We start from the raw sequence: 26,046 nt of genomic DNA, 5'->3' as shown, positions 1-26,046 counted from the left end.
CCTTGAATTAATAATTAAGGGCATTTTTTTAAGCGGTTAACTAAATGTTAACTAAAAGCTCTGAAAAGTCTTATAAACAGACTTTTTTAGTGACCTCGGAGGGGTTCGAACCCCCAACCCTCAGAGCCGAAATCTGATATTCTATCCAGTTGAACTACGAGGCCGGTATTTAGAGAATAGAACAAAGAAAATAGAAAAAAGACTGTTTCAAACTTCTTAAGTCTATTCTCTTTGTTCTATTCTCTATATTCTATTTTATGCCAATAATTTTTTTACGATAGCAGAAATGGTTTTTCCTTCAGCGGTTCCACCCAACTCCGCAGTAGCCAATCCCATCACTTTACCCATAGACGCAATTCCTGATGCTCCGGTTTCCGCAATGATTTTTGCCACTATCGCTTCTACTTCCGCTTCAGAAAGCTGAGCCGGCAGGAACTTCTCGATTACTGCTACCTGAGCCAATTCCGGTTCTGCTAAATCAGGACGGTTCTGAGTTGTAAAGATAGCTGCACTGTCCTTACGCATTTTTACAAGTCTTTGCAATAATTTGATCTCTTCTGCTTCCGAGATTTCTTCTTTTGAGCCTGAAGCGGTCTGCGCTAATAACAATTCTGATTTTATCGCACGTAAAGCTTCCAAAGCTACTGTATCTTTTGCTTTCATGGCGGTTTTCATTTCGTCCATGATTTTTGTTGCTAAACTCATATTTCTGTATCTATTTATTCGATTATCCGACTTTGATCCTAAAATTCAAAGACTTATCCCTAAATCTTTTCTCTAAAACCAGCAGGACAAAACTCATTTTTATTTTGCTATGCGAAGATAAAAAAATAACCCGAAACATTACTGCTTCGGGTTAAAGGTTTCTCAAAAAAGGTTAGTTAGTCCACATTATCATGAAGGAAGGAATTGTTGGAACGCAACTGAATATCGTCGTTACTATCCATTCCCAAAGACATGCGGGATTTACTGTTATCGATGGAAGCCGAGTTCAAATCCACTCCCATTCTTTTATAAGCCGGTTCTTTTTCCAATTCATTAACACGGGTTGCGCTGTTGTTGAATTTATAATTGAACTCCTTCATTTTTCTTTTGCGCTCTTCAGCACGCATACGCAATGTTTCTTCAATAGTCATTTCTACCGGAGAAATTTCGTCGTAATGTGCTTGCGTTTGTACTGGCGCCGGAGTCGGAATTGTCGCTACCGGAGCTTCTTCCGTCTTTTTCATGGTGAAGTTCAACTCAGCCGGAATTGGCTCTTCTTTCACTTCTTCCACTACCGGTTTTGAATTAGCCAACTCGTTTTCTTTTTCCATGTAATCATCCAAAGAATAACGAATCACACCTGACTGATTTACTTCCGTTACAGGAACTACCTGAACCGGTTCGTTAACCTTCATTTCACGGGTTTCTTCCGTCAGGTCAAAAACCATACGGTCATCGTTGGTAGAAACACCGCCGTTAGTCAGATCAAAAGAAAAAGTAATTTGCTCCTGAACTTGCTCAATCTCAGATTTAATAATTTCCGGTCTTACAATCTCTGCACCGAAAACCTCTATTTCTCGAACGTCTTTAATTTCAAATTTTGGCTGTTCTACGGCCGGGGAAACGATTTCGAAAAATACGTCTAAGTTATTGATGAATTCAGAAGTCGGAATTAAATCCACTTCTGCCATCGGCTTTTTTACTTCAACAACTTCCACCTCCTCTTCCAACGTAAATACAACCTTTTCCTCAACTGCAGGCGTAACTTCCGCTACAACCGGCTCAGCTTTTGGCTGTTCTGTCGGGATTGAAAAATCAAATGACGGCACAATCGGTTTCTGAGTTAAATCCTGAACCAATTTTTGCTCACCTTCTAAAGTGTGAATAATTTTCTTTGGCTCTGTATTTACAATTTCTGCCTGTTGTTCCACGTTAAAGCCTGTCGCGATGATAGTCACCGCTACTGCATCTCCTAATGATTCGTCTTCACCAACCCCCATAATAATGTTAGCATTGAAACCTGCCTCTGTCTGAATATGATCGTTGATTTCACCGATCTCGTCAATGGTAATTTCATTTGTTCCCGAAACGATAAGCAACAATACGTTTTTAGCGCCTGTAATCTTATTATCATTCAACAATGGAGAATCCAATGCATTGATAATAGCATCTTTTGCACGGTTTTCACCGGATGCCGTTGCCGAACCCATAATTGCTGTTCCACTGTTAGACAATACAGTTTTAGCATCTTTCAAGTCGATATTTTGCGTATAGTGGTGCGTAATTACCTCCGCAATACCGCGTGAAGCTGTTGCTAAAACCTCGTCAGCCTTAGAGAATCCGGCCTTAAAACCAAGGTTACCGTAAACTTCTCTTAACTTATTATTATTGATAACGATTAAGGAATCCACTTGTTTTCTAAGTCTCTCAACACCAGATAACGCTTGGTCCTGACGAACTTTACCTTCAAATTGGAACGGAATGGTAACAATCCCTACAGTCAAAATATCCCTTTCCTTTGCCAACTGGGCAATAACCGGAGCAGCTCCTGTTCCAGTTCCACCACCCATACCTGCCGTAATGAATACCATTTTAGTGTTGACATCCAACATTTTTTCAATTTCCTCGATGCTTTCCAAAGCGGATTGCTGTCCTACTTCAGGATTTGCACCTGCCCCAAGACCTTCCGTCAAATTAACGCCCAACTGGATTTTATTTGGTACCGCACTGTTTTGCAACGCCTGTGAATCGGTATTACAAACAATAAAGTCTACTCCTTTAATCCCTTGTTTAAACATGTGATTGATGGCATTACTACCACCTCCACCTACACCAATAACTTTAATCACATTTGATTGATTTTTTGGTAAATCAAATGAGATGCTTCCAAAATCTGAATTGCTTTCCATACTGTATCGGTTTTATTCTGCGTTATCTAAAAATTCCTTAATTCTGTCTATATATTTATCAAAAAAGCCTCGCTTTATTTTATCTCCGGTAGATTCGTGTACTACTTGCGGTTGCTTTTCATAAGTCACATGCTGTTGCACCGGCTGTATTGGCTCTACCGTTTCCAAAACTTCTTCTACTCGTTCCTCAATTACAACCTGAGGTCTGATTTCAATTTTCGGCTCTTCTTTTTTCATTTGTACCAAAGGCGTTGCACTTCTGGTATTATTACGAATACTGTTCATTACTAAACCAACAGCAGTGGCGTACATCGGACTTGATATTTCCTCATCAGAATTTCCAGCCAAATGCTCGTTTGGATATCCGATTCGAGTGTCCATACCCGTAATATATTCCACTAATTGTTTGATATGATTCAATTGTGCCCCACCTCCGGTCAACACAATTCCTGCAATCAGTTTTTTACGCGGATCTTCGTGTCCGTAAGCTTTGATTTCCGCAAAAACCTGCTCAACGATTTCAACCACACGGGCATGAATAATTTTTGAAAGGTTCTTTAACGAAATCTCTTTAGGCTCACGACCTCTTAATCCAGGGATAGAAACAATTTCATTGTCTTTATTTTCACCCGGCCAAGCCGAACCGAATTTTACTTTCAATAATTCCGCCTGTTTTTCAATAATCGAACAGCCTTCCTTGATATCCTCAGTAATTACGTTACCTCCAAAAGGAATAACGGCGGTATGACGAATAATCCCATCTTTGAAAATAGCCAAATCTGTTGTTCCCCCACCGATATCGATAAGAGCAACTCCGGCTTCCTTTTCTTCCTGACTTAAAACCGCATCTGCAGACGCCAATGGCTCTAAAGTCAATCCCGACAGATCCAATCCGGCACTTTTAATACATCTACCCACATTTCTGATGGAAGACGCCTGACCTACCACCACGTGGAAACTGGCTTCCAAACGTCCGCCATACATCCCGATAGGTTCTTTTATTTCGGCTTCACCGTCAATCTTAAATTCCTGCGGTAACACATGGATGATTTCCTCCCCCGGCAACATCGCCAGTTTGTGCACCTGATTGATCAACAAATCGATATCCGCATCTCCGATTACTTCTTCAGGATTGCTTCTGCTGATGTAATCGCTGTGCTGAATACTACGAATATGCTGACCGGCTATACCAACCACCACATCATTGATCTTGTAACCGGAATCCGCCTCCGCTTCAACAATAGCCTGCTGGATCGACTGGATTGTCTGCGTAATATTATTCACAACACCGCGAGCTACACCAAGGCTTTTGGATTTTCCAACGCCTAAAATCTCTAACTTCCCATACTCATTTTTCTTGCCAATCATCGCAACGATCTTCGTTGTCCCGATGTCTAACCCTACTGCAATACTTTCTTTTTCCATAATCTCCTTCTATTTGGTGCACACAACCTGCTGTGTAAACTTCAAATTAATCATTTTATACTCGCCTATCAAAGTGTCTTTGATCGCATGCTGAAAGAACGCTTTGTAATTATTAAACTTCTTATCAACATTGATCGGTTTACCGAAAAGAATCTCATAATTGTAATTCCTGTTCGTCATCAATAAGCTTCCTGACTCCAAAATCTTAGCGCCGGTAATGTTTTTTTTCAAAAAATCATCATCGTGAATTTTTTGAAACACTTCCGTCAGACCTTTTCTGTTTTCTTCATTTATTTCCCCTAAAACAAGCGGCACTCTTGCGGAAAAATTATCCGACAAAGGCATTTTATTCCCTTCGTAGTCAATGTAATATGAACTTCTTTCGTTACTCACTCTAGCGATTGGGGTCTTTTGCGTTACGAGTGCTTTTAGAGTTCCGTCAACAGTAGCGTAAACCTGTGCGTCAGCAATCATTTCATGATGATCGAGTTCACGCTCTAATCTATTCAAATCTACTTTATCTTTTCGTATACTCGTAACACTGTTAAAATTTTGTATTAACAAGTTATTAACCATTTCATCGGTGACAAAAGGCGTGTTTTCGCCAATGAATTTAACTTCCGTTTTTACCAGTTTTCTGTCTTCATTTCGTTTTGCCGAGAACGAATACAGAAAAATCAGCACTCCTATCATGAGCACTATCCGAACGTCTGTCCATTTAATCTTTTTCATCTCATCAAGTTTATTTTCCCATAGTATTCAATGCACTGGCAATTGAATGCTTGCAATTTATTAATGACTTCTGTTATCTTCTAAGGCTTTTTTAATATCCGGCACCATTTCGCCGACATCTCCTGCTCCGATTGTAACAAGCACCTGAGCATCAGATGCTTTCATCAGGGAAATCAATTCTTCCTTCTGAACCAGTCTTTTATTATCATTTTTCATCTTATCCAATAGCCACTGAGAAGTAACCCCTTCCATCGGTAATTCTCTGGCCGGATAAATCTCCATCAACATCACTTCATCAAACTGCGATAAACTCTTGGCGAAATCATCTGCAAAATCCTTAGTTCTGCTGAATAAATGGGGCTGAAAAACAGCCAATACCTTCTTACCCGGATACAGCTCGCGAACCGCCTGATGTACGGCATTTATTTCCGTCGGATGATGTGCATAATCATCGATATACACAAACTCGGGTCTTCTGATCTGGAATGAAAAACGGCGTCTTACTCCTTTGAATGTTAAAAAAGCCTTGGCAATGTCCTCGGTCGGGGTGCCGAAAGTACGTGCCATCGCCAAAGCCAGCAAAGCATTGGTCAGATTATGTCTGCCCGGTAGGCCAAATCGCAAATCTTTTATTTCTTCCGTTGGCGTTTTCACATCAAAAACATACCAACCATTTTCTATTCTTATGTTTTTTGCCACAAAATCAGAACCATCATCTACACCAACCGTTATCGCATCTAATGGCAATCCGTTATTAATGAAAAGATTTTCTTTGTCTTCGATTTTATTCGCAAATTCCACGAACGAAGCTTCTATCGCTGACGCATCACCGTAGATATCCAAATGATCCGCATCCATTGAAGTCACACAGGCAATATTAGGATGCAGGTGTAAAAATGAACGGTCAAATTCGTCTGCTTCCACCACCGTTACGGTTTTCCCGCTCCCTATTAAGTTTGAATCGTAGTTTTCCACAATTCCTCCTAAAAAAGCAGTAACATCGGCCCCACTTTCATACAGTACATGCCCCAAAATACTGGAAGTCGTCGTTTTTCCGTGTGTTCCGGCCACAGCAAAACAGAACGTATCTTTGGTAATTATCCCTAAAACCTCGGCGCGTTTTTTCACTTCGAATCCGTTATCGAGAAAGTAATTCCATTCCGAATGATGCTTAGGCACAGCCGGCGTAATTACCACCAACGTATTTTCTTTGTTCAAATATTCCTGACCGATCAAATTCACATCGTCTTCGAAATGGATCGAAATACCGCTTTCCTCCAATTCTCCCGTTAAATGCGTATGCGTTTTATCATAACCCGCCACATTTTTTCCGATGAATTTGAAATAACGGGCCAGGGCGCTCATTCCGATGCCTCCGATTCCAATGAAATAGACGTTCTGTATTTGATTTAGGTTCATGTTTTTTCTTAATTTAAAGATTGAACGATTTAATAATTTAAAGATTATTTTATCAGTTTTACAATCTCATCAACTATATTTTTTGTAGCGTTAGGCAAAGCCAATTGCTTTATGTTTGCGCTTAATTGCTTTTGTTGTTCTTCATTAGAAATCAATTGCTGAAAAACAATTTCAAACTGCGCATCCAATTCCGCCTCTTTAAGCAAAATAGCACCATTTTTATCCGTGATCGCTTTTGCATTTTTGGTTTGATGGTCTTCAGCCACATTGGGTGACGGGATAAAAACTACCGGTTTACCAACGATGCACAGTTCAGACACTGAAGAAGCACCAGCGCGGGAAATCACTACATCAGCTGCCGCATAAACCAAATCCATACGATCTATAAAGGCAAGCACCTGAACATTTTCTTTGCCCGAGAAATGCTTGTATTCTTCGAAATATAGTTTCCCACATTGCCAGATAATCTGAATATTTTGCGATAGCAGAAAATCTAATTCTTTTGCGAGCAATTGGTTAATTCTTCGCGCCCCCAAACTTCCGCCTAAAACAAGCAAGGTTTTCTTGGAAGAATCCAAATTGAAGTGTGTTTGGGCTTCGTTCTTTTTCTCACTGATCGAAATCAAATCCTGACGCACCGGATTGCCGGTTAGTATCATATTTTCTTTTGGAAAAAAGCGCTCTAAATTTTCGTACGCTACACAAATCTTATTCGCTTTTTTACTCAGCAGTTTGTTCGTGATTCCGGGATAGGAATTTTGCTCCTGGATTACCGTTGGAATTCCCATCATGGAAGCCACTTTCAAAACAGCCCCGCTGGCAAATCCTCCGGTTCCTACAACCACATCCGGTCTGAAATTTCTAATAATCCCGAATGATGTGGACAAACTTGAAATTAGTTTCAGCGGAAACATCGCGTTTTCTAAAGTCAGTTTTCGTTGAATTCCTGCAATCCATAACCCTTTGATCGGATAACCTGCCTGTGGCACTTTCTGCATCTCCATTTTATCTTTGGCACCCACAAAAAGGATATCAGCCTCCGGAAAACGACTTTTCAGCTCGTTTGCAATTGCCACCGCAGGGTAAATATGCCCTCCGGTTCCTCCTCCGCTGATTATGAATTTTGGATTGTTTTTCATTTTTTTTGTTGCTGAGTTATTCCTTATTTGCCGCAAAGACACAAAGTCTCTAAGTTCTTTATATTCTCTTTATTCTATAGTCCATCCTCTTCCTACCTACTTCTTATTCAAAACCGCATTCATCGGATTATCGCTTTGGTCTTCTATGGAATAATTTTCACCGTTCTGTGCTTTTTTAGCTCTGTCGACTATCTCATTGATTTCATTAACACTTCCATTTTCATTTTCGTTTGCACTTTCCATTTCAAGCGACACTTCACGGTCAATAATGCGTTGCAATGCTTCGTCCCTCAATTTAGCTTCCGCTTCGATTTGCGCAATTTCTTCTTCTTTTTTAGTTACGCTTAATATGATTCCGACCGCGATACAGGTCATCCAGATGGACGTTCCTCCGCTACTGATTAAAGGTAGTGTTTGTCCGGTCGTCGGCAGCAATTCAACAGCTACACCCATATTGGTGAACGCCTGAAAAACAATCGGAAATCCAAGTCCGACAATCAATAGTTTTCCAAACATTGTTGGTGCTTTATGCGACGCAATCAGGAATCGGAAAAACAACAACAGGTACAATCCCATAATGGCAAATCCGCCCAACAAACCATATTCTTCTACAATGATGGCAAAGATAAAATCTGAGGATGACTGCGGCAGAAAGTTCTTCTGGACACTTTTCCCCGGACCCAATCCGTATATTTTACCCGATGCAATAGCAATTTTTGCTTTTTCGATCTGGTAATCGTCTTCATTTTCCTCATCAGAACGGAAACGTTCGATACGGCTCATCCAGGTATTAACACGACTGGTTAATTTATTATCCGGAAAGGCTTTGGCAATCAAGATGAACATTAATAAACCGGCAATTCCCATCCCGATAATCGTGAAGAGATACTGCAGTCTGTACTTCCCAACAAAAACCAGCATACAAACCATTGAAAACATCAGGGCTGCAGTGGAAAAATTGGCCGGCAAAATTAGACCGATTATACCGAAAACCGGCATCCAAAGTTCAAATAGGGAGGATTTAAAAGTATACTCTTTTTCTTCGATCTTCGAAAGATAACGCGCCACATAGACCATCATAACAATAAAAGCAAAGGCAGACGGCTGAAACGACACTCCCGCAAACGGAATTGTCAGCCATCGGCTCGCATTGGCACCACCAATAGTATTCCCCTGAAGCATTGTAAACAATAACAAGATAAGGGCCAGCGGCATGAGCCACCAGGAAAATGCTTTGAAGTAATGATATGGCGTTCTGTGAACGAAATAAATAAAACAGAAACCGATAAAAACATGCACCAAATGTTTGATCAAATGCCCAACTATCGAACCATTTCCTACCACATACACAAGATTGGTACTCGCACTGAATACAGGCATAAAGGAAAATAGCGACAATAGGGCCACGAATGCCCAAATTCCTCTGTCTCCTTTAAGTTTACCAATTAGTTCTTTCATCTTCTTTTACGTTTCTAAGTTACTTAGGCACAGAGGCGCTGAGTGTATTAGTATTTGTTTGCTGTTCTAAAGCCCACTTATTATAAATTCTGCACCGCGTTTTTGAATTGTTTACCGCGGTCTTCATAGTTTTCAAACAGATCAAAACTGGCACAAGCCGGCGATAATAAAACCGTATCTCCTTTTTCGGCCATGCGCTGCGCAATTTTAACTGCATCCGTCATATTCGCTGTTTCAATCATAACATCAACCACGTTTTCAAACGCTTTCATTATTTTCGAATTATCCACGCCAAGACAGATGATTCCTTTTACCTTTTCACGAACCAATGGCATTAACTCACTGTAATCATTTCCTTTATCAACGCCACCAACAATCCAGATTGTAGGCGTGTTCATACTGTCAAGCGCAAAGAAGGTCGCATTAACATTCGTTGCTTTAGAATCGTTGATATACTGTACATTCTGAATTTTCAGCACTTTTTCCAATCGGTGTTCCACGCCCTGGAAATTGGACAGACTTTCACGGATAGTTTCTTTACGGATACGCATTAACTGAGCCACTGTTGTAGCCGCCATTGCGTTTTTCACATTGTGTTTTCCTTCTAAAGCTAGTTCGTTGATTGGCATAGTAAATTCTTCGTTGTTAATGTGAGTTGTTATGTTTTGTTCGTCTGCATAAGCACCTTCTTCTAATTCTTTGATCAGCGAGAAAGGAATTTTTTTGGCTCGTATTGTATTTTCGGATAACCATTTCACTATTGCCTCATCATCGTCATCGTATATAAAATAATCCTCTTCGGTTTGGTTCTTTGTAATTCGGAATTTAGCCTCGATATATAAATTATAATCGTAATTGTAACGATCCAGGTGGTCCGGACTGATGTTGGTCATCACCGCGATATGCGGGCGATAATTCTCAATTCCGTCTAACTGAAAACTGCTTAATTCCAAAACGTAAGCTTCAAATTTATTTTCAGCCACCTGCCAGGCAAAGCTTTTTCCGATGTTACCGGCAATTCCGATATTCATCCCGCCTTGTTTCAGCAAATGATGCGTTAACATTGTCGTTGTCGTTTTACCGTTACTACCCGTAATCCCGATGGTAATAAAATCAATGAACTGACTGGCAAATTCGATCTCAGAAATAATAGGAACGTTGTTTTTTTTGAGCTGCTTTACGATGTTTGATTTATCCGGAATACCGGGGCTTTTCATAACCACATCTGCGTTTAAAATCAATTCTTCAGTATGTTGTTTTTCTTCCCACGGAATCTGATTTAAAATCAACACTTCCTTATAATTATTCCGTATCTCTCCGTAATCCGAAACAAAAACATCGTAGCCTTTTTTCTTTCCCAGGATAGCGGTTCCTACTCCGCTCTCTCCTCCTCCTAAAATCACTAGCCTCATCTTATCGTAATTTTAAGGATACTAGTGAAAAAATCGACAACAATATGGCCACGATCCAGAATCGGGTCACAATCTTACTTTCGTGATAACCTTTCTTCTGATAGTGGTGATGCAGCGGCGACATCAGAAAAATTCGTCGGCCTTCGCCAAATTTCTTTTTAGTGTATTTGAAGTATGAAACCTGAAGCACCACAGATAAATTTTCCGCTAAGAAGATTCCGCATAAAACCGGAATCAAAAGTTCTTTGCGAACAGCGATTGCTAAAACAGCGATAATACCTCCAATGGTCAAACTTCCCGTATCACCCATAAATACCGATGCCGGAAACGTATTGTACCACAAAAACCCGATGAGCGACCCTACAAAGGCCGCAATGTAGACCGTCATTTCTCCGGAATTGGGTATGTACATAATGTTCAGGTAATTCGAGAAAATGATGTTACCCGACACAAAGGCAAAAATTCCGAGGGTGAGCACCGAAATAGCAGACGTTCCCGCGGCGAGACCATCAATCCCGTCTGTTAAGTTCGCTCCGTTTGAAACTGCCGTGATGATAAAAATCACAACCGGAATAAAAATCAGCCAAGCATAATCTTTGTAATCATCGCCTGCCCATGCTAACAATTCCGCATAATCCATTTCATTGTTTTTGAAGAACGGAATCGTAGTTGCGGTAGATTTCTCTTCTTTGGCCATTGCCGAAACTACAGCACCCTCTTTAAAAATATCGGTAGTCGATGTATCTGTTCTAACCGTAACGGCCGGATGGAAATACAAAACAGAACCCACAATCAAACCTAAACCTACTTGTCCGATAACTTTGAAAATCCCTTTTAAGCCTTCTTTATCTTTTTTGAAAATCTTGATATAATCGTCGATGAAACCGATAGTCCCCATCCAAAGCGTGGTTACAATCAGCAAAATCACATAAATATTATCCAGTTTTGCCAATAACAATACCGGAATAAGTGTCGAAAAAATAATGATCAAACCACCCATGGTTGGCGTTCCCGCTTTTTGTGTCTGACCTTCCAAACCTAGCTCACGAACGGTTTCTCCAATCTGAAGTCGGCGTAAATAGTTGATGATCCTTTTTCCGAATATGGTGGAAATCATCAACGATAAAATGATGGCTAAACCCGATCGAAAGGTGATATACTGGAATACTCCCGTTCCCGGCACATCCAATGTCTTGTCTAAATATTGAAATAAATAATACAGCATATCTTATTTGTTTAATTGATCTAATAATTCTTTTACTATTTTCATATCGTCGAAATCGTGACGGACACCTTGAATTTCCTGATAGGTTTCGTGTCCTTTTCCGGCAATCAGAATGATATCTCCGCTTTGCGCCAGTTGACAGGCTGTTTTTATCGCCTGCTTTCTGTCGGTAATCGAAAGCGTTCTTTTAAAATTTTGAGGCTCCACACCTTTTTCCATTTCAGCTATAATCATTTCCGGATCTTCACTTCTTGGATTATCAGAAGTAAAAATGGCTTTATCGCTCATTTCGGAAGCAATTTTGGCCATGATCGGTCTTTTGGCAGTATCGCGATCCCCTCCGCAGCCTACAACAGTAATCAATTGTTCGTTTTTAGTCCGGATATCGACGATGGTTTTCAATACGTTTTCCAAAGCATCGGGCGTATGTGCATAATCAACAATAGCCGTAATATTCGAGTCCGACACAATGAACTGAAAACGTCCCGAAACACTTTCCAATTCGCTTAACAGTCGTAAAACCTCAAGATTTTCCAAACCCAATTCTACCGCAGTTGCATAGATTGCCAGCAAATTATAGGCATTGAACGAACCTATTAAACGCACCCAAACCTCTTGATCGTTAATCTTTAGCAACAATCCGGAAAGTTGGTTTTCCAAAATCTGTGCACGGTAATCCGCGTACGATTTCAGAGCATACGTAAGTTTCTTGGCCTTCGTATTCTGAAGCATTACAGCTCCGTTTTTGTCATCGATATTTGAAATTGCAAAAGCTGATTTCGGCAAATTATCGAAGTATGACTTCTTCACGTCACGGTATTCCGCGAAAGTGGTATGGTAATCCAAATGATCGTGTGACAGGTTTGTGAAAATTCCGCCTACAAAATGAAGTCCTTCCGTTCTTTTCTGATGGATTCCGTGCGAACTTACTTCCATGAAACAAAACTCACACCCTTCTTCAGCCATTTCATTCAGATAATGGTTAATCGTAAGTGAATCCGGCGTTGTATGTGTAGCTTTGTATTCCGTTTCATCTACCAGAATTTTAACGGTGGAAAGCAATCCTACTTTAAATCCCGCTTTTTTGAACAACTGAAACAATAGGGATGCAATTGTTGTTTTCCCGTTGGTTCCCGTAACACCTACCAATTTAAGGTTTGCTGACGGGTTTCCGTAAAAATTAGCCGCCATAAAAGCCAAAGCAGAGCTGGTATCTTTAACCTGAATGTAAGTGATTCCGTCGATAATTAAATCCGGAAAGGTTTCACAAACTACTACAGTAGCCCCAAGATTGATAGCTTTCTCTATAAAATCATGACCATCGGAAATGGTTCCTTTTATAGCCACGAAAACATCATCCGAAACGATCTTTCTTGAATCGAATTCGATTTTATTCACCTCGATATCAGTGGAACCTTTTACGGCTTCAATGGCTACTTTATATAATATGTCTTTTAAAATCATCACAATAATTCTATGGTTATGATTTGATTTCTGTTGAATCGTTGTCCCGGTTGGATGGATTGCCGTTTCACTTTTCCGCTTCCGACTATTTTTACTTTCATCCCGAAGTTTTCCAGCAAAGCGATGGCATCCATACCGGCCATACCTTTTACATTAGGAACGGTATTCTCTTTTTTCTGCGCTCTATTATAATATTCAGCGTAATTTTTTTCCTGATGTGTGATTTTCACATTCAGCGTTTTGATTTCGTTTGTAGACGGTACATCGGTAAAAATCTTTTGTGCGATTCTTTTGAAAACCGGCCCGGCCACGTCTGCTCCGTAATATCCGCTTGCCACATTAGGCTTATGAACTACCACTACGCAGGAATACTTTGGCTCATCAGCAGGGAAGAATCCAACAAAAGACGAAGCGTAATACATGTTTCCGTCGCCTTTATGGTAATCCACCTGAGCTGTTCCTGTTTTCCCGGCCATGGAGAAATCTTTAGAATACAATTTTGAACCGGTTCCCTTTTTGACCACATTCCCCAAAATCGCTTTAATTTTTGCCAAAGCCTCGTCCGAACAGATTTTCGGATTGATCACCACTTTATCAAATTTCTTGATCACCTTATTCCATTCCTTGATCTCACGAACGAATTTCGGTTTTACCATTTCTCCATTATTCGCAACGGCATTATACAACGTAAGTGTCTGCAATGGCGTCATGGAAACCCCATAACCGAAAGCCATCCATGGAAGTGAAATAGCCGACCAACTCTTTTCACTAGGTTGTGGAATTCTTGGTTTTCCTTCTCCTTTAAACGGCAATCCCAAAGGCTTATTCAAGCCTAAACCATTCAGACGGTTCACGAACTCTTCCGGATTGTTTTTATAATTTTCATAAACTGCCTGTACCAAAACTGTATTAGACGACACTTCAAAACCTCTGGCCAGTGAAATTTTCCCATAACCTCCCTTATGAGAATCACGAACATGTCTTCCTCTATAAGTGATATCGCCCCCTTTTGAATCATACACATGACTCGTGTCTACTTTTTCATCGTCCAACAAAGCAATCAGATCCACTAATTTGAATGTTGATCCCGGTTCGTGTGATTCTGCTACAGCGTAATTAATTGTTTCGTAGTATGATCCGCTTTCCGCGCGGCCTAAATTCGAAATTGCTTTTACTTCACCCGTTTTTGTCTCCATCACTACCACGCATCCATGATCCGCCTGGTAATATTCCAACTGTTTCAGCAAGGCGTGATGTGCAATGTCCTGAATATATACATCGATGGTTGAAATGATATCGTAACCGTCACGAGGCTCAATTTCATTATTATCACTAATGGGTTTCCACTGGTTTTTAGCGATTTTCTGCATCAGACGTTTTCCGTCTTTCCCGTTGATATATTCGCCAAACGCTCCTTCGATACCAACACGGGTTTCTTTACCGCTCTCATCAAAACGCTCGTAACCAATAGTTCTTTCTGCAATTTTACCGATCGGGTGCTCGCGAACCGTTTTTTGCTCTGTAATGACACCTCCTTTATAAGCACCTAAATTGAAAAGCGGAAAACTTTTTATGCGCATATATTCGGTATAGCTCAGTTTTCGAGCAACCAGATAATAACGGTTTTTATTCGTTCTTGCTTTTCGCAATTCTCGCTGATAAAACCCGGATGGTTTACCAAACATTACGGAAAGCGAATCCGACAAAGCTTTTACATTATCATTAAAATGTTCTTTTTTCGGCGCTACAGCATCAAAACGTATGGTGTAATTCGGAATCGAAGTTGCGAGCAAACTCCCGTCAGCAGAATAAACATTCCCTTTGTTGGCCGGGATCACCATATTTCGCACCGTTCTTTCCTTGGCTAATTGCCTGTAATGATCACCTTCTACCCACTGGATGTTGGTCAGTTTTACAGCAACGAAAATAGCCATCATGAAAATCATGAAGGCTACCAAATAAATTCTGTACGAAATATTTTTATTTTCTACTGCCATATCTTTTTAAGAATACTGCTTTCTTCTTCTTTCACTTTTATTTTCTTCGGCGGAACGGACGACGGTAAAATCCCGTGCGGTTCCATCTGCGTCGAAATCGTTGATTCCATTTTGAGTTCCATCAGTTCCGAACGTCGGTCTACAAATTCTGATCGCAATTCTTTCACTTCATTGGTCAGCTCGGTAATTCTGTAATTCTTTTGCTCGTATCGGTGTGCATTTCCGATCATTATCATGGCCAGCAAAATCAGGAAAACGATAAACTTCCAGTTTTTTAATGCATCGTCGTCGATCAGAAATTTTGCCTTCAGCAAACTGTATACTCCGCCCTTCATTTTTTATTTCTTTTCTGCTATTCGCAATTTGGCACTTCGTGCACGACTATTGATCTTGATTTCCTCATCGGAAGGCACAACCATCTTACCTATTAATTTGAACGGAACTTCGAATCTTCCAAAGAAATCACGCTCCGGCTCTCCTTCAAACATCCCGTTTTTCATGAAACGTTTTACCAATCGGTCTTCCAAGGAATGGTACGAAATCACGCTTAATCTTCCGCCCGGCTTCAAAACCTCAAGAGACTGCTCTAAAAATTCTTTCAGCACTTCCATTTCCTGATTCACCTCAATTCTAATCGCCTGGTAGATCTGTGCTAAAATCTTATTGCTTTTGTGTGCCGGTAAAAATCGGCTCAACACCTGTTTTAATTGTTCTGTATTTTTTATCGGGTGCGTTTCTCTGGCCTGAACGATTGCATTTGCAAGCCCTTTTGCAGTTGTTAATTCACCATAGTCAGCGAATATGCGACGCAAATCTGCTTCAGCGTATTCATTTACCACATTGTAAGCACTTATCGCATCCTTCTGATTCATTCGCATGTCCAATTCACCTTCAAAACGGGTTGAAAAACCGCGTTCCGGAACATCAAACTGGTGCGACGAAACTCCTAAGTCACCTAAAATCCCATCCACTTCACGAACTCCGTGAAAACGAAGAAACCTTTTTATAAAACGGAAATTCTCATTGATCAAAGTAAAGCGCTCATCATCGATAGCATTTGCAAGCGCATCCGTATCCTGATCGAAAGCAAACAATCTTCCGTTCGGCCCCAGACGACGCATAATCTCTCTCGAATGCCCGCCGCCGCCGAAAGTCACATCCACGTAAATTCCGTCCGGCTTGATATCCAAACCATCCACCGTTTCTTTCAGCAATACCGGATTATGATATTCCATTTTCATCGTCATTTAAATTACCCATTACATCTTCAGCTAAATCAGCAAAATCCATATCATCACCGGAAATTGATTCCTCATAAAGATCTTTATCCCAGATTTCGATAATATTCACTTTTGAAGTCAGTACCAAATCTTTTGAAATGCCTGCAAAATCTATCAGATCTTTGGTTATCAAAAGCCGGCCCGCATCGTCAATTTCCACCATCTTCACACCCGCCATAAACTTGCGGATAAAATCATTGTTCTTTTTTACGAAACGATTCAGCTTGTTGATTTTCAGCATCATCACATCCCATTCCGACTTCGGCCAAAGCTCCACACATTTATCAAAAACAGAGCGTTTCAATACAAAACCGCTCTCCAAAGAAGGCAATTGCTTCTTCAAAGGCGCAGGCACCATCAGCCTTCCTTTTGCATCGATTTTACACTCATATGTCCCGATTATGTTCGTCAACTTAAATCGTATTTGAAATGATTTATAGCAAAAGTATGGATTTTTTTACCACTTTTTACCACAAACTCCCACTTTGTTGATAAGTTTTTCCACTCTGCAACCTGTTCGTAAGAAAATATGCTAAATCGTTCATTCTTAATAATTAGCGATAGTTTAAGATTTTAAAAGAATCAGCAAAAAATATTCAAAAAACACCTTCTTTTAATAACATTTATTACCGATTCAAAAAAATCAGAATAGAAGATCTTTTTGTGAAACTGCAAACGAAATTTATTGATTACTAACTTATTACCGCCGAATTCCGTTTTAATAAGAAAGTATTTTCGAATTTCAATTCCAAAGCTTCCTATTTGTGGAGAAAATCATATATTTGTCTGATATTGATATTGGATAATTATACACCAAAAAAACATGTTGAAAAGCGAAGGCAAATACCGATATTTTGAAGCTGGAGAAGGCACGCCTATCATTATTTTACACGGACTTATGGGAGGTTTAAGCAACTTTGACGGCGTTGCGAATTTCTTTCCGAAACACGGATACAAAGTTGTAATTCCTGAATTACCATTGTACACCAACAATATTTTAAAGACAAACGTGAAGGCTTTTTCGAAATTCGTAAAAGACTTTATCACTTATAAAGGATTTGACAAAGTAATTTTACTTGGGAATTCACTTGGCGGACATATTGCTTTATACCACACTAAAATGTATCCCGAAAAAATGGCCGGATTGGTGATCACCGGAAGTTCAGGATTATATGAAAGTGCCATGGGCGAAAGCTATCCAAAAAGAGGCGATTACGAATACATCAGAAAAAAAGCGGAAGATGTTTTCTACGATCCAAAAGTCGCTACCAAGGAAATTGTAGATGATGTTTATGCAACGGTAAATGACAGGATCAAGCTGATCAAAACGCTTACGATCGCTAAAAGTGCTATTCGTCACAACATGGCGAAAGATCTGCCAAAAATGACAACACCAACCTGTATTATCTGGGGAAAAAACGACATCGTTACGCCTCCGAACGTTGCAGAGGATTTTGACCGATTATTACCAAACTCTGATTTATACTGGATTGAAAATTGCGGCCACGCTGCCATGATGGAACATCCGGACGAGTTCAACAGATTAATGATGGACTGGCTAAAAAAATCGAATTTATAATATGAAAAGTTACAGGCAACTGTAACTTTTTAAATTTAAGAAACTATGAAAATCAATACCGCCGAATTCATAATCAGCAACTCTGAAGTTAGCAAATGCCCGAAAGAACCGCTTCCGGAATACGCTTTTATTGGCCGGTCTAATGTTGGAAAGTCGTCATTGATCAACATGCTGACCAACCATAAAAATTTGGCAAAAACATCCGGAAGACCAGGAAAAACGCAATTAATCAATCATTTCAAAATAAACAGTAATTGGTTTTTGGTGGATTTGCCCGGTTATGGTTATGCCCGCGTTTCAAAAAAAACAAAAGAAGTTTTCCAAAAGTTCATCACGGATTATTTTGAAACCAGAGAGCAATTGGTTTGCGCTTTCGTTTTGATCGACATTCGCCACGAAGCACAGAAAATAGATCTGGAATTCATCACCTACTTAGGAGAGACCGAAGTTCCGTTCTGCATTATTTTCACCAAAGCCGACAAAATAAGCCGCGGTAAAATAGATCAGCATGTTGCCGCTTACAGAAAAGCATTATTAGCGAATAACTGGGAAGAAATGCCACAGTATTTCGTCACCTCATCTACGGAAGAAACCGGAAGAGAACCGTTATTGGAATTCATCGACGGTGTGAATCAGGAGATATTTAACAGTAATGGGTTTTAAATAAAAAAACGCGGTCAAATGACCGCGTTTTTTTATTTATTCAGCTCCAGTTTTTCTGCAAAATAATCACAGAAATCCCTCATTGTCGCTGTCATTTTTTCGTCTTCGGTAGCACGGTGAAATGTATCGGCCATTGCTACTAAGGTCTGATGAAAGAACACTTTCATTTCATCCACCGGCATGTCTTTCGTCCATAAATCGATACGTAAGGTTTCCTGCACCTTGCTGTCCCAGATAGAAAGCAACATCGCCTTTGCCTCTTCATTATTCACGCCGCCGTCCTGTGCCGTCCATTTTATTTTTTCCGGCACGCGGTTTTCGTCCAATTCAACAGTCAGTTTAATTTCGGAAGTTATTGTATTTGCCATTATTTCTTTGGTTTGTATTTTGAATTATCGAATATTTCCTTAGCATCCATTGCCAACATCTTTTGCAGGGTCACGTCGTTGTTTTCCATATAGGAACGAACGATTTGCCATCCAAGCCACTGCCCGACTCTCCCCGGCGATTCATTATCGATCTCCAAATAGAATTTCGAGTACGGACCGATGGCCACGAAACGCTGCATCAGCTTGGTATCGGTATCATACAACAATTTATTATTGATGAAATACTTCCACATTTCGCTTTCATTTTCTTTACACCATTTGATCTGATCTTCTGTATATTCAATCTTTGCACCATCTGTTGCACCGGGAAGTAACCTATCTTTCAGATACAATTCCTTTCCGAAGTAAATCATCTGCGACAGAAGCGTTCTGTCTTTCGGTTGCGCTATCTTACCTATCGCAAAACTACTTACCAGATCCGGCATCATTTGGGAAGGCTCAAATCCCTGTCGCATATATTTTGGAAATCCTTCGTAAAAACGGTGGTCTTTCCCTAAGTACGTATCCAATGAAAGTAACACAAGACTGTCTGTGTAAATCGCCTTAACTTCTCTGTCTACTTCGGAAATCAACGTGATTACTTTTGGTGTTTTTTGTTCCGGATAATAATACTGAATGTGTTTGAAGAGCTCTTCCAGATCATTTTCAAAAGCCGAATTGTTCGGGTATTTCTTTTCTACTTCCCCGTACAATTCGCGCAACAGCGGATTTTTTATTTTGTTTGTCCAAACGGTATCAGGATTACCGGCCGGGAAGAAAAAAGGGTATTTACTTTTCAATTGCCCCAATTCTTCGGGATTCGACTCATAGAAAAGCTTATCAAAACGTTCAATTTTAACTTGAACCGGGATAGCCTCAACTGCTTCCGTCACTTTGTCTTCCTTTTTACAAGAAACAGCAAAAGCAGCAAAAACAACCAGCAACAAATACTTCTTCATAATTTTTGTCAAAATTTATACTTTTATAGCAAATAAATTCGGCGCAAATATACGCCACACTTTTAAAAAAAAATCATAAATAATCATGACTTCAACAGATAGTTTTCAGGCCGATAAAATCAACACGTTAATAGTTACGTGGTTACGCGATTATGCTACAAACGCAAAAGTAAAAGGTTTTGTTGTTGGTATTTCGGGTGGAATCGATTCCGCATTAACCTCAACATTATGTGCTCAAACCGGATTCCCCACTTTATGTGTAGAAATGCCGATTCACCAGGCGCCGAACCAGGTTTCCAGAGGAAAAGAACACATCGAACAATTAAAGAAAAAATTCCCTAATGTTTCAAGTACGGTTGCAGATCTGACACCGGTATTTGAAGAATTCCGAACCGAAGTTCCTGTTTCGGAAAATCAGGATTTGTTACATCTTACACTAGCCAATACGCGTGCCAGGTTGCGAATGACGACCCTTTATTATTTTGCCGGATTACACAGCGCTTTGGTAGCTGGTACCGGAAATAAAGTTGAAGATTTCGGCGTTGGTTTCTTCACGAAATATGGCGACGGTGGTGTGGATATCAGCCCGATTGCCGACTTATTAAAAAGCGAGGTCCGAAAACTTGCCACTTATCTTCAGGTTCCGGAAAGCATTTTAACGGCAAAACCAACTGACGGATTATTTACGGATGCAGACCAGGAGACCGACCGAAGCGACGAAGATCAGTTAGGAGCAACTTATGACGAACTTGAAATCGCTATGCAGGCATTAGTGGATGGAAAAAAAGAAGAAGATTTTGAAGGACGCGAAAAAGATGTTTTCAGAATTTTCTTACGTTTAAATACTGTAAATCAGCACAAAATGACGCCAATTCCCGTATGTTTTGTGCCAAATGAATTGAAATAAATTTCTTTCATTGATTATCAGTACATTATATATTTTTTGTATCTTTACAAGATAATTACTATTAATATTTGATGAAATGATAAAAGTGTGTTTAGCCGACAATCATCCTGTCGTACAGTTTGGGGTGAGAGCCTATTTTAAAGACAATCCGGATATCAGTCTAGTAGGTGTCGTTAGTAATTTGGACGATTTGGACGAAGTACTAAAGAAAAAATCTATGGACGTTGTCATTCTTGATTTAGAGTTAGAAGGGCTGTCTAGTATCAATTTGGTTAAGTCTCTGATAAGAGACTATTCTGACACTAAAGTTGTGGTTTTCACTAATTTAGGAGAACAAATTTACGCACCTAATGCTTTAAAAGCGGGTGTATCTGCTTATATTCATAAAAACTCTAAACTAGAAGAATTAGAAAGCGCTATTAAAAAAGTTAACGAAGGAGCCGTCATCTTTAGTGATGCAGTAAAAAAGAATCTTGCACTGCTTAACAAAGGTAAAAAATCGGATCGCTTGTATAGAAAATTATCTTCACGAGAGATTGAAGTTTTACGTTACCTGAGTGATGGAAAGAAGAACAAAGAGATCGCAAAATTGCTAACTCTGAACGAAAAAACCATCAGCACTTATAAGTTACGCTTGTTAACAAAACTACATGTAACAAATTTAGTTGATTTAGTTAATAAAGCAAAAACGCTTGAAATCGTTTAACTGTATCGGGAAAGAACTCTACCTAACTTGGACGAAAATGAGTTGATCAGTGTGTAATAATCGATAGCGGATGACAAGATTTCAGAATTGTCTGCTTCAGGTTCATTTGAAATACTGTTCTTTAAGTCACTAATAATCTTATCCACTAAAAACCAACGTAAAGTCAATATTGTTTCTGAAACATATTGGCTTATCGTTTGGTTTTTTTGTTTTACAACAATTTGTTGTGCGTCCCAATTATGCAGCGTTTCCTTTTCCTCTTCCATCAGGATATGCGTTACTTCCTGTGCCAGTTCCGGATTAAGACGCATCAGGTATTGCTCCAGTTCAAACTTCTCATTCTGGTGGAAATAATTGATCAGGTCATTATAAATCGCACGAAATAAAGGATTTGCCAATTCAACCTCATCTTCCTGCAGACTAAGATAAACACGCTGGTAGACCTTGTGACTATTCATCTCTTTCACTTCAATGACTTCACCCTCCTCATTGGTTCTGAGCAACACATCTTCGAATTCTTCTTGTGCGGTTCCGTATAAAAGTAAGATCTCGATGATTTTTCGTTCCAGTTCATACTGAACATCCACAGCCGCAGAAGTCGCTTCCGGAGTACTTTTCACTACTTCAAAAGCTTTCTGTTCTGTTTTTTGCTTTTTACCGACTTCCTGAATATCTTTCTGCACAAGCTGCGCCAACGTATTGAAAAGCACATCCTCGGAAATATCCATGATTCGCGAACATTCCTGAATGTAGATCTCGCGTTTGATCTTATCAGGAATCTTGGAAATACTGATTACCATATCCCTGATAAGTTCCGCTTTTTTGATCGGATCATTTTTAGCTTCCTTCATCAGCAATGAAGCCTTGAACTGTATAAAGTCCATTGCATTCTCGCTTAGGTAAGCCACCAGATCATCATACGGCGTTTTCTTTGCAAAACTGTCCGGATCATCCCCTTCAGGGAACGTACAAACCTTCACGTTCATACCTTCTTCCAGAATCAGGTCAATTCCGCGGATAGAAGCGCGAAGACCGGCCGCATCACCATCAAAAAGTACCGTAATATTTTTTGTAAGTCGGTTAACCAATCGTATCTGATCCGGAGTTAAAGCCGTTCCGGATGAAGCCACTACGTTTTCAATTCCGGCCTGATGCATTTGGATTACATCCGTATATCCTTCAACAAGAAAACAGTTATCCAATTTAGCGATAGACTGTTTGGCGTGAAAAATTCCGTAAAGGACTTTGCTCTTGTGGTAAATATCACTTTCCGGTGAATTCAGGTATTTGGCTGCCTTTTTATCATTGGTCAAAATTCGGCCACCAAATCCTAAAACACGTCCCGATATACTTTGGATTGGAAACATCACCCGACCTTTGAAACGGTCAAACTGCTTTCCTTCTTTTACGATTGTGAGTCCGGTTTTATCAAGATACTCCAATTTATATCCTTTACCAAGTGCTTCTAAGGTCAGCGCATCCCAGGTTTCCGGAGAATAACCCAAACCGAATTTTTCGATAGTATCTTTTGTAAATCCGCGCTCCTTGAAATAGGAATAGCCGATAGCTTTTCCTTCATCGGTATGCATTAAAACATTGTGGAAATACTTTTGGGCAAATTCAGAAACCAGATACATGCTTTCCTTTTCATTGGCTTCCTCTTTATCCGCATCGGACTGCTCGGTTTCTTCAATTTCGATATTATATTTTCTTGCCAGATAGCGGATCGCTTCCGGATAAGAAAAATGCTCATGTTCCATCAGAAAGGTTACGGCATTACCGCCTTTTCCCGAACTGAAATCTTTCCAAATCTGTTTCACCGGCGACACCATAAACGAGGGCGACTTTTCGTTCGAAAACGGACTCAGCCCCTTCAGGTTACTACCGGCGCGCTTTAACTGCACAAAATCGCCAATAACCTCCTCTACACGAGCGGTTTCAAAAACGGTTTCTATGGTGTTTTGTGAAATCAAAATGAATTGAAAAATTTTAGTTTTTGGAATGCACCAAAGTTACAGTTTTTTAAATACAAACAAAGCACTATAAATAAAGAACCCTTTCAGAATCGAAATTCTGAAAGGGCTACAAAAGTATGTAACTAAAACAAATTAATTGAAATCAAATCGCAATCCTAATGACGCGTTACGCTGATCCACCGTATTATTTTCAAATACCGGGTTCAAATCGTATTTCACATACAAACTCGTGTTTTTATACCCTACGTATGTACTTAATCCATACATCCAATCGTTCACATTCCAATCCCCTTTTTGTTTTTCTTTGATCTTATAATCATCGATTTCATAAGACAGGAATTGTTTTGAATTGGTATTGTATCCCGCATATCCTCCAATTCCAAAACGGAAACCTTTATGTGAGCGGCGATACATTTTTCCGTCAATTTCTCTTTTCTCTGAAAAATCAAACTCCAAGTGCACCGGAACCGCAACATATACATTTTTAAAATAAGTGCAATTATCTTTCAGATTTACCGGATAAGTTTCCAACACCGTCTGCTCACCGGCATCAACGAAATAACGATTGTCTGTAGCATGAAGAATATTATACATGAAAGAGAATCCATATTTCAAATGAACCGGACTGTACTCATGTCCTATACGGGTTCTTCCCGTAATTCCCCACTCATAAAACGTAGAACGCCAGTATCCGAAATCTGAATTTGCGACAGCACCGTTGGTCACTAAATTATTAACTCCGAAGGCCAACACGAACTGAGATGTGGTTCTTTTTGTCTTTTTATGATAATCACTTTCAGGAAAAGTAATTGTGTATTTTTTCTTTATTTTGATGGTATCCTGCAATTTCCCATCTACTTTTTCCTGAACCAAAACATTTAATTTTTCCTGTTCCACAGCCACTCTTCTTTCAATATTATTAGCGTGTTCTGTCGCCAATTCTATTTTTCTTTTATCCGCTTCATCCTGAGTCAGCTTTCCGGCCTGAAGTTTCTCGTTTACTTCTTCCACCTCTTCTTTCAAAGACTGCTTTTCTTCTTTGGTAATATTTTCAATGTTCTTTGAAATCGCATTGGCACGTTGTTCAAAGGTTTCCTGCGCAGTGACCTTACTTACAAAAAAGCATAACATGACCACTACATAAAAAATAATCTTTTGCATAATTTAAAATTTTAACTGTTCGATTTTTGATTGATTACTCGTAATTTCTGTTGGCTACAGCTGTTTTTACCGTTTTAAAATTACGGTTTAAACGCTGTAAGGTTGTCTCTCTGAATTCCTGATTTAATTCTCCTTCCACCGAGTTCAGTAGTGAATTGGCGCTGACTTTCACCTGCGGTTTTTCTTTAGACAGATCAACATTCGCTAAATATTTTTCGGACTCCGGCTTTACTTTCTGAATTTCCGGCATTTTATCCACAACAACATCTGCAACTTCTTCTTTTACACTATGCTGATTCGTTTCTATCACCCCTTTCTTAGGCGTTTTTTTCTTAACTGATCTTGTTTTTTCAACCGGACTACTATCAGCGACTGAAGCTCCACTATTAAAAACAGAAATCACACTATTGCTAATTACTGAATCTGACTCTTCCGAAGTTTTCTGATTATCTTCGGATTTCACAACCGTCGAATCATTCATCTTAATTTCAGGTTTGTCGTTTTCCTGTTGAAACAAAAACAAACCTATGGCGAAAAAAAGTGCAAAACCCGCAGCTATGTATAACCATCTGTAATTGCGTTTCGGTTTTTTATTTTCGGCCACCGAAAGCATCGCATCCAAACGGTCCCATGCCACATCCGAAGGCTGAATCTCCCTTCCATTCAGTTTTTTTCTGAATTCCTCTTCCATTTTATTCGGTTCCATTTTCATAATTTTTAAGTTTATTCACCTGACTTTGGAGCATTTTTCGGGCGTGTGACAATTGTGATTTGGATGTTCCTTCACTGATGTTCAATATTTCCGCAATTTCCTGATGTTTGTATCCTTCAATCGCATAAAGGTTAAAAACCATTCGGTAACCATCCGGGAGACTGTCTATCAAAAACTGGATATCTTCTACAGAAAACTGACTTTCAATGTTATTGAACCGTTCTTCAAAATAATTCTCATCTTCCGTAAACTTTATCTGTTTTTGCACTCTAAGAAAAGAAATACTTTCGTTCACCATTATCCTTCGGATCCATCCTTCAAAACTGCCTTTGTGTTCAAAAGCCTTCAGATTTGAAAACACTTTCATGAAAGCCGTAATCATTATATCTTCTGCCTGATGCACATCCTTTATATACTGTCGGCACACACTTAACATCTTCGGCGCGTATTTAGAATAGATCTTATGCTGAGCATGTCGGTTGTTCTCGACAGCCAACTGTATGATTTCTTTTTCGTCCTGATGTAAGTCTATTACTTTCATTCAAAAAATGTGTTTTGAAACCAGATCAT

At 39.6% G+C, this 26,046-nt stretch carries 24 protein-coding genes and 1 tRNA gene; 4 read left to right on the top strand and 21 right to left on the bottom strand.

Annotation, left to right across the window (positions count from 1 at the left end):
• Positions 1-90 precede the first annotated feature (90 nt).
• The 15 genes from AC3E9U_RS04930 to mraZ all read right to left on the bottom strand — a co-directional run bounded on the left by AC3E9U_RS04930 (position 91) and on the right by mraZ (position 16,857).
• A tRNA-Arg gene (locus tag AC3E9U_RS04930) sits at positions 91-164 on the bottom strand.
• 91 nt (positions 165-255) lie between these two features.
• On the bottom strand, positions 256-705 hold the full coding sequence (locus tag AC3E9U_RS04925) for a GatB/YqeY domain-containing protein (protein WP_488745798.1): 450 nt from the start codon (positions 703-705) through the stop codon (positions 256-258).
• Between the two features lie 176 nt (positions 706-881).
• Positions 882-2,894 carry a cell division protein FtsZ gene (ftsZ, locus tag AC3E9U_RS04920; protein ID WP_488745797.1) on the bottom strand — a complete coding sequence of 671 codons (2,013 nt, stop codon included), beginning with the start codon at positions 2,892-2,894 and terminating at the stop codon, positions 882-884.
• A 12-nt stretch (positions 2,895-2,906) separates the two neighbouring features.
• Complete coding sequence (gene ftsA / locus AC3E9U_RS04915; protein ID WP_488745796.1) at positions 2,907-4,319, bottom strand: cell division protein FtsA; 1,413 nt, start codon at positions 4,317-4,319, stop codon at positions 2,907-2,909.
• A 9-nt stretch (positions 4,320-4,328) separates the two neighbouring features.
• On the bottom strand, positions 4,329-5,051 hold the full coding sequence (locus AC3E9U_RS04910; RefSeq protein ID WP_488745795.1) for a cell division protein FtsQ/DivIB: 723 nt from the start codon (positions 5,049-5,051) through the stop codon (positions 4,329-4,331).
• A gap of 60 nt (positions 5,052-5,111) precedes the next feature.
• Entirely contained in the window at positions 5,112-6,470 is a 1,359-nt protein-coding gene (murC, locus tag AC3E9U_RS04905) for a UDP-N-acetylmuramate--L-alanine ligase (protein WP_488745794.1), read from the bottom strand.
• A gap of 44 nt (positions 6,471-6,514) precedes the next feature.
• Positions 6,515-7,609: an undecaprenyldiphospho-muramoylpentapeptide beta-N-acetylglucosaminyltransferase gene (gene murG / locus AC3E9U_RS04900; RefSeq protein ID WP_488745793.1), complete on the bottom strand. Its 1,095-nt coding sequence runs from the start codon at positions 7,607-7,609 to the stop codon at positions 6,515-6,517.
• Positions 7,610-7,705: 96 nt separating this feature from the next.
• Complete coding sequence (locus AC3E9U_RS04895) at positions 7,706-9,067, bottom strand: FtsW/RodA/SpoVE family cell cycle protein (protein WP_488745792.1); 1,362 nt, start codon at positions 9,065-9,067, stop codon at positions 7,706-7,708.
• 80 nt (positions 9,068-9,147) lie between these two features.
• A complete protein-coding gene (murD, locus tag AC3E9U_RS04890) occupies positions 9,148-10,479 on the bottom strand; it encodes a UDP-N-acetylmuramoyl-L-alanine--D-glutamate ligase (RefSeq protein WP_488745791.1) in 1,332 nt (443 codons plus the stop codon).
• 1 nt (position 10,480) lies between these two features.
• A complete protein-coding gene (gene mraY, locus AC3E9U_RS04885) occupies positions 10,481-11,704 on the bottom strand; it encodes a phospho-N-acetylmuramoyl-pentapeptide-transferase (RefSeq protein ID WP_488745790.1) in 1,224 nt (407 codons plus the stop codon).
• A 3-nt stretch (positions 11,705-11,707) separates the two neighbouring features.
• Positions 11,708-13,168, bottom strand: coding sequence for a UDP-N-acetylmuramoyl-L-alanyl-D-glutamate--2,6-diaminopimelate ligase (locus AC3E9U_RS04880; protein ID WP_488745789.1), 1,461 nt, complete (start codon positions 13,166-13,168; stop codon positions 11,708-11,710).
• Positions 13,168-15,165 (bottom strand): penicillin-binding protein, encoded by a 1,998-nt coding sequence (locus tag AC3E9U_RS04875; RefSeq protein WP_488745788.1) that lies wholly within the window; start codon positions 15,163-15,165, stop codon positions 13,168-13,170. The genes AC3E9U_RS04880 and AC3E9U_RS04875 overlap by 1 nt, the downstream gene beginning before the upstream one ends.
• Entirely contained in the window at positions 15,156-15,500 is a 345-nt protein-coding gene (locus tag AC3E9U_RS04870; protein ID WP_325201829.1) for an FtsL-like putative cell division protein, read from the bottom strand. The genes AC3E9U_RS04875 and AC3E9U_RS04870 overlap by 10 nt, the downstream gene beginning before the upstream one ends.
• A 3-nt stretch (positions 15,501-15,503) precedes the next feature.
• Complete coding sequence (rsmH, locus tag AC3E9U_RS04865) at positions 15,504-16,412, bottom strand: 16S rRNA (cytosine(1402)-N(4))-methyltransferase RsmH (protein ID WP_488745787.1); 909 nt, start codon at positions 16,410-16,412, stop codon at positions 15,504-15,506.
• On the bottom strand, positions 16,387-16,857 hold the full coding sequence (gene mraZ, locus AC3E9U_RS04860) for a division/cell wall cluster transcriptional repressor MraZ (protein ID WP_488745786.1): 471 nt from the start codon (positions 16,855-16,857) through the stop codon (positions 16,387-16,389). Before mraZ ends, rsmH begins: the two co-directional genes overlap by 26 nt.
• A 411-nt stretch (positions 16,858-17,268) precedes the next feature.
• On the opposite strand from mraZ, the gene AC3E9U_RS04855 reads away from it, so the two are divergent.
• Positions 17,269-18,024 (top strand): alpha/beta fold hydrolase, encoded by a 756-nt coding sequence (locus tag AC3E9U_RS04855; RefSeq protein ID WP_488745785.1) that lies wholly within the window; start codon positions 17,269-17,271, stop codon positions 18,022-18,024.
• A gap of 45 nt (positions 18,025-18,069) precedes the next feature.
• Positions 18,070-18,687, top strand: coding sequence for a ribosome biogenesis GTP-binding protein YihA/YsxC (gene yihA / locus AC3E9U_RS04850; RefSeq protein ID WP_488745784.1), 618 nt, complete (start codon positions 18,070-18,072; stop codon positions 18,685-18,687).
• Positions 18,688-18,719: 32 nt separating this feature from the next.
• On the opposite strand, the gene gldC is transcribed toward yihA, so the two are convergent.
• A complete protein-coding gene (gldC, locus tag AC3E9U_RS04845) occupies positions 18,720-19,055 on the bottom strand; it encodes a gliding motility protein GldC (RefSeq protein ID WP_488745783.1) in 336 nt (111 codons plus the stop codon).
• Entirely contained in the window at positions 19,055-20,014 is a 960-nt protein-coding gene (gene gldB, locus AC3E9U_RS04840; protein WP_488745782.1) for a gliding motility lipoprotein GldB, read from the bottom strand. Before gldB ends, gldC begins: the two co-directional genes overlap by 1 nt.
• 85 nt (positions 20,015-20,099) lie before the next feature.
• Between gldB and nadE the strand changes: the two genes are divergently transcribed.
• Positions 20,100-20,921: an NAD(+) synthase gene (gene nadE, locus AC3E9U_RS04835; RefSeq protein ID WP_488745781.1), complete on the top strand. Its 822-nt coding sequence runs from the start codon at positions 20,100-20,102 to the stop codon at positions 20,919-20,921.
• Positions 20,922-20,997: 76 nt separating this feature from the next.
• Positions 20,998-21,627, top strand: a complete 630-nt coding sequence (locus AC3E9U_RS04830; RefSeq protein WP_488745780.1) for a response regulator transcription factor — start codon at positions 20,998-21,000, stop codon at positions 21,625-21,627.
• On the opposite strand, the gene dnaG is transcribed toward AC3E9U_RS04830, so the two are convergent.
• The 4 genes from dnaG to AC3E9U_RS04810 form a co-directional block, all read right to left on the bottom strand.
• The gene (gene dnaG, locus AC3E9U_RS04825) at positions 21,624-23,600 is read right to left on the bottom strand and encodes a DNA primase (RefSeq protein WP_488745779.1); all 1,977 of its coding nucleotides are present in this window, start codon (positions 23,598-23,600) and stop codon (positions 21,624-21,626) included. The genes AC3E9U_RS04830 and dnaG overlap by 4 nt on opposite strands.
• A 135-nt stretch (positions 23,601-23,735) precedes the next feature.
• Positions 23,736-24,764 (bottom strand): hypothetical protein, encoded by a 1,029-nt coding sequence (locus tag AC3E9U_RS04820; RefSeq protein ID WP_488745778.1) that lies wholly within the window; start codon positions 24,762-24,764, stop codon positions 23,736-23,738.
• A gap of 34 nt (positions 24,765-24,798) precedes the next feature.
• Positions 24,799-25,470: a hypothetical protein gene (locus AC3E9U_RS04815; protein ID WP_488745777.1), complete on the bottom strand. Its 672-nt coding sequence runs from the start codon at positions 25,468-25,470 to the stop codon at positions 24,799-24,801.
• On the bottom strand, positions 25,457-26,017 hold the full coding sequence (locus AC3E9U_RS04810) for an RNA polymerase sigma factor (RefSeq protein ID WP_488745776.1): 561 nt from the start codon (positions 26,015-26,017) through the stop codon (positions 25,457-25,459). The genes AC3E9U_RS04815 and AC3E9U_RS04810 overlap by 14 nt, the downstream gene beginning before the upstream one ends.
• Positions 26,018-26,046: the final 29 nt, after the last annotated feature.

It is taken from the genome of Flavobacterium sp. 21.1, from assembly GCF_057801535.1.
The sequence above is the reverse complement of the archived record's forward strand: the minus strand, read 5'-3'. Positions and strand labels throughout refer to the sequence as shown.

What these genes read in the sequence shown, in the direction of transcription:
- AC3E9U_RS04925 (WP_488745798.1), bottom strand. Translation starts at nt 705, where the DNA reads ATGAGTTTAGCAACAAAAATCATGGACGAAATGAAAACCGCCATGAAA.
- ftsZ (WP_488745797.1), bottom strand. Translation starts at nt 2,894, where the DNA reads ATGGAAAGCAATTCAGATTTTGGAAGCATCTCATTTGATTTACCAAAA.
- ftsA (WP_488745796.1), bottom strand. Translation starts at nt 4,319, where the DNA reads ATGGAAAAAGAAAGTATTGCAGTAGGGTTAGACATCGGGACAACGAAG.
- AC3E9U_RS04910 (WP_488745795.1), bottom strand. Translation starts at nt 5,051, where the DNA reads ATGAAAAAGATTAAATGGACAGACGTTCGGATAGTGCTCATGATAGGA.
- murC (WP_488745794.1), bottom strand. Translation starts at nt 6,470, where the DNA reads ATGAACCTAAATCAAATACAGAACGTCTATTTCATTGGAATCGGAGGC.
- murG (WP_488745793.1), bottom strand. Translation starts at nt 7,609, where the DNA reads ATGAAAAACAATCCAAAATTCATAATCAGCGGAGGAGGAACCGGAGGG.
- AC3E9U_RS04895 (WP_488745792.1), bottom strand. Translation starts at nt 9,067, where the DNA reads ATGAAAGAACTAATTGGTAAACTTAAAGGAGACAGAGGAATTTGGGCA.
- murD (WP_488745791.1), bottom strand. Translation starts at nt 10,479, where the DNA reads ATGAGGCTAGTGATTTTAGGAGGAGGAGAGAGCGGAGTAGGAACCGCT.
- mraY (WP_488745790.1), bottom strand. Translation starts at nt 11,704, where the DNA reads ATGCTGTATTATTTATTTCAATATTTAGACAAGACATTGGATGTGCCG.
- AC3E9U_RS04880 (WP_488745789.1), bottom strand. Translation starts at nt 13,168, where the DNA reads ATGATTTTAAAAGACATATTATATAAAGTAGCCATTGAAGCCGTAAAA.
- AC3E9U_RS04875 (WP_488745788.1), bottom strand. Translation starts at nt 15,165, where the DNA reads ATGGCAGTAGAAAATAAAAATATTTCGTACAGAATTTATTTGGTAGCC.
- AC3E9U_RS04870 (WP_325201829.1), bottom strand. Translation starts at nt 15,500, where the DNA reads ATGAAGGGCGGAGTATACAGTTTGCTGAAGGCAAAATTTCTGATCGAC.
- rsmH (WP_488745787.1), bottom strand. Translation starts at nt 16,412, where the DNA reads ATGACGATGAAAATGGAATATCATAATCCGGTATTGCTGAAAGAAACG.
- AC3E9U_RS04855 (WP_488745785.1), top strand. Translation starts at nt 17,269, where the DNA reads ATGTTGAAAAGCGAAGGCAAATACCGATATTTTGAAGCTGGAGAAGGC.
- yihA (WP_488745784.1), top strand. Translation starts at nt 18,070, where the DNA reads ATGAAAATCAATACCGCCGAATTCATAATCAGCAACTCTGAAGTTAGC.
- gldC (WP_488745783.1), bottom strand. Translation starts at nt 19,055, where the DNA reads ATGGCAAATACAATAACTTCCGAAATTAAACTGACTGTTGAATTGGAC.
- gldB (WP_488745782.1), bottom strand. Translation starts at nt 20,014, where the DNA reads ATGAAGAAGTATTTGTTGCTGGTTGTTTTTGCTGCTTTTGCTGTTTCT.
- nadE (WP_488745781.1), top strand. Translation starts at nt 20,100, where the DNA reads ATGACTTCAACAGATAGTTTTCAGGCCGATAAAATCAACACGTTAATA.
- AC3E9U_RS04830 (WP_488745780.1), top strand. Translation starts at nt 20,998, where the DNA reads ATGATAAAAGTGTGTTTAGCCGACAATCATCCTGTCGTACAGTTTGGG.
- AC3E9U_RS04820 (WP_488745778.1), bottom strand. Translation starts at nt 24,764, where the DNA reads ATGCAAAAGATTATTTTTTATGTAGTGGTCATGTTATGCTTTTTTGTA.
- AC3E9U_RS04815 (WP_488745777.1), bottom strand. Translation starts at nt 25,470, where the DNA reads ATGGAACCGAATAAAATGGAAGAGGAATTCAGAAAAAAACTGAATGGA.
- AC3E9U_RS04810 (WP_488745776.1), bottom strand. Translation starts at nt 26,017, where the DNA reads ATGAAAGTAATAGACTTACATCAGGACGAAAAAGAAATCATACAGTTG.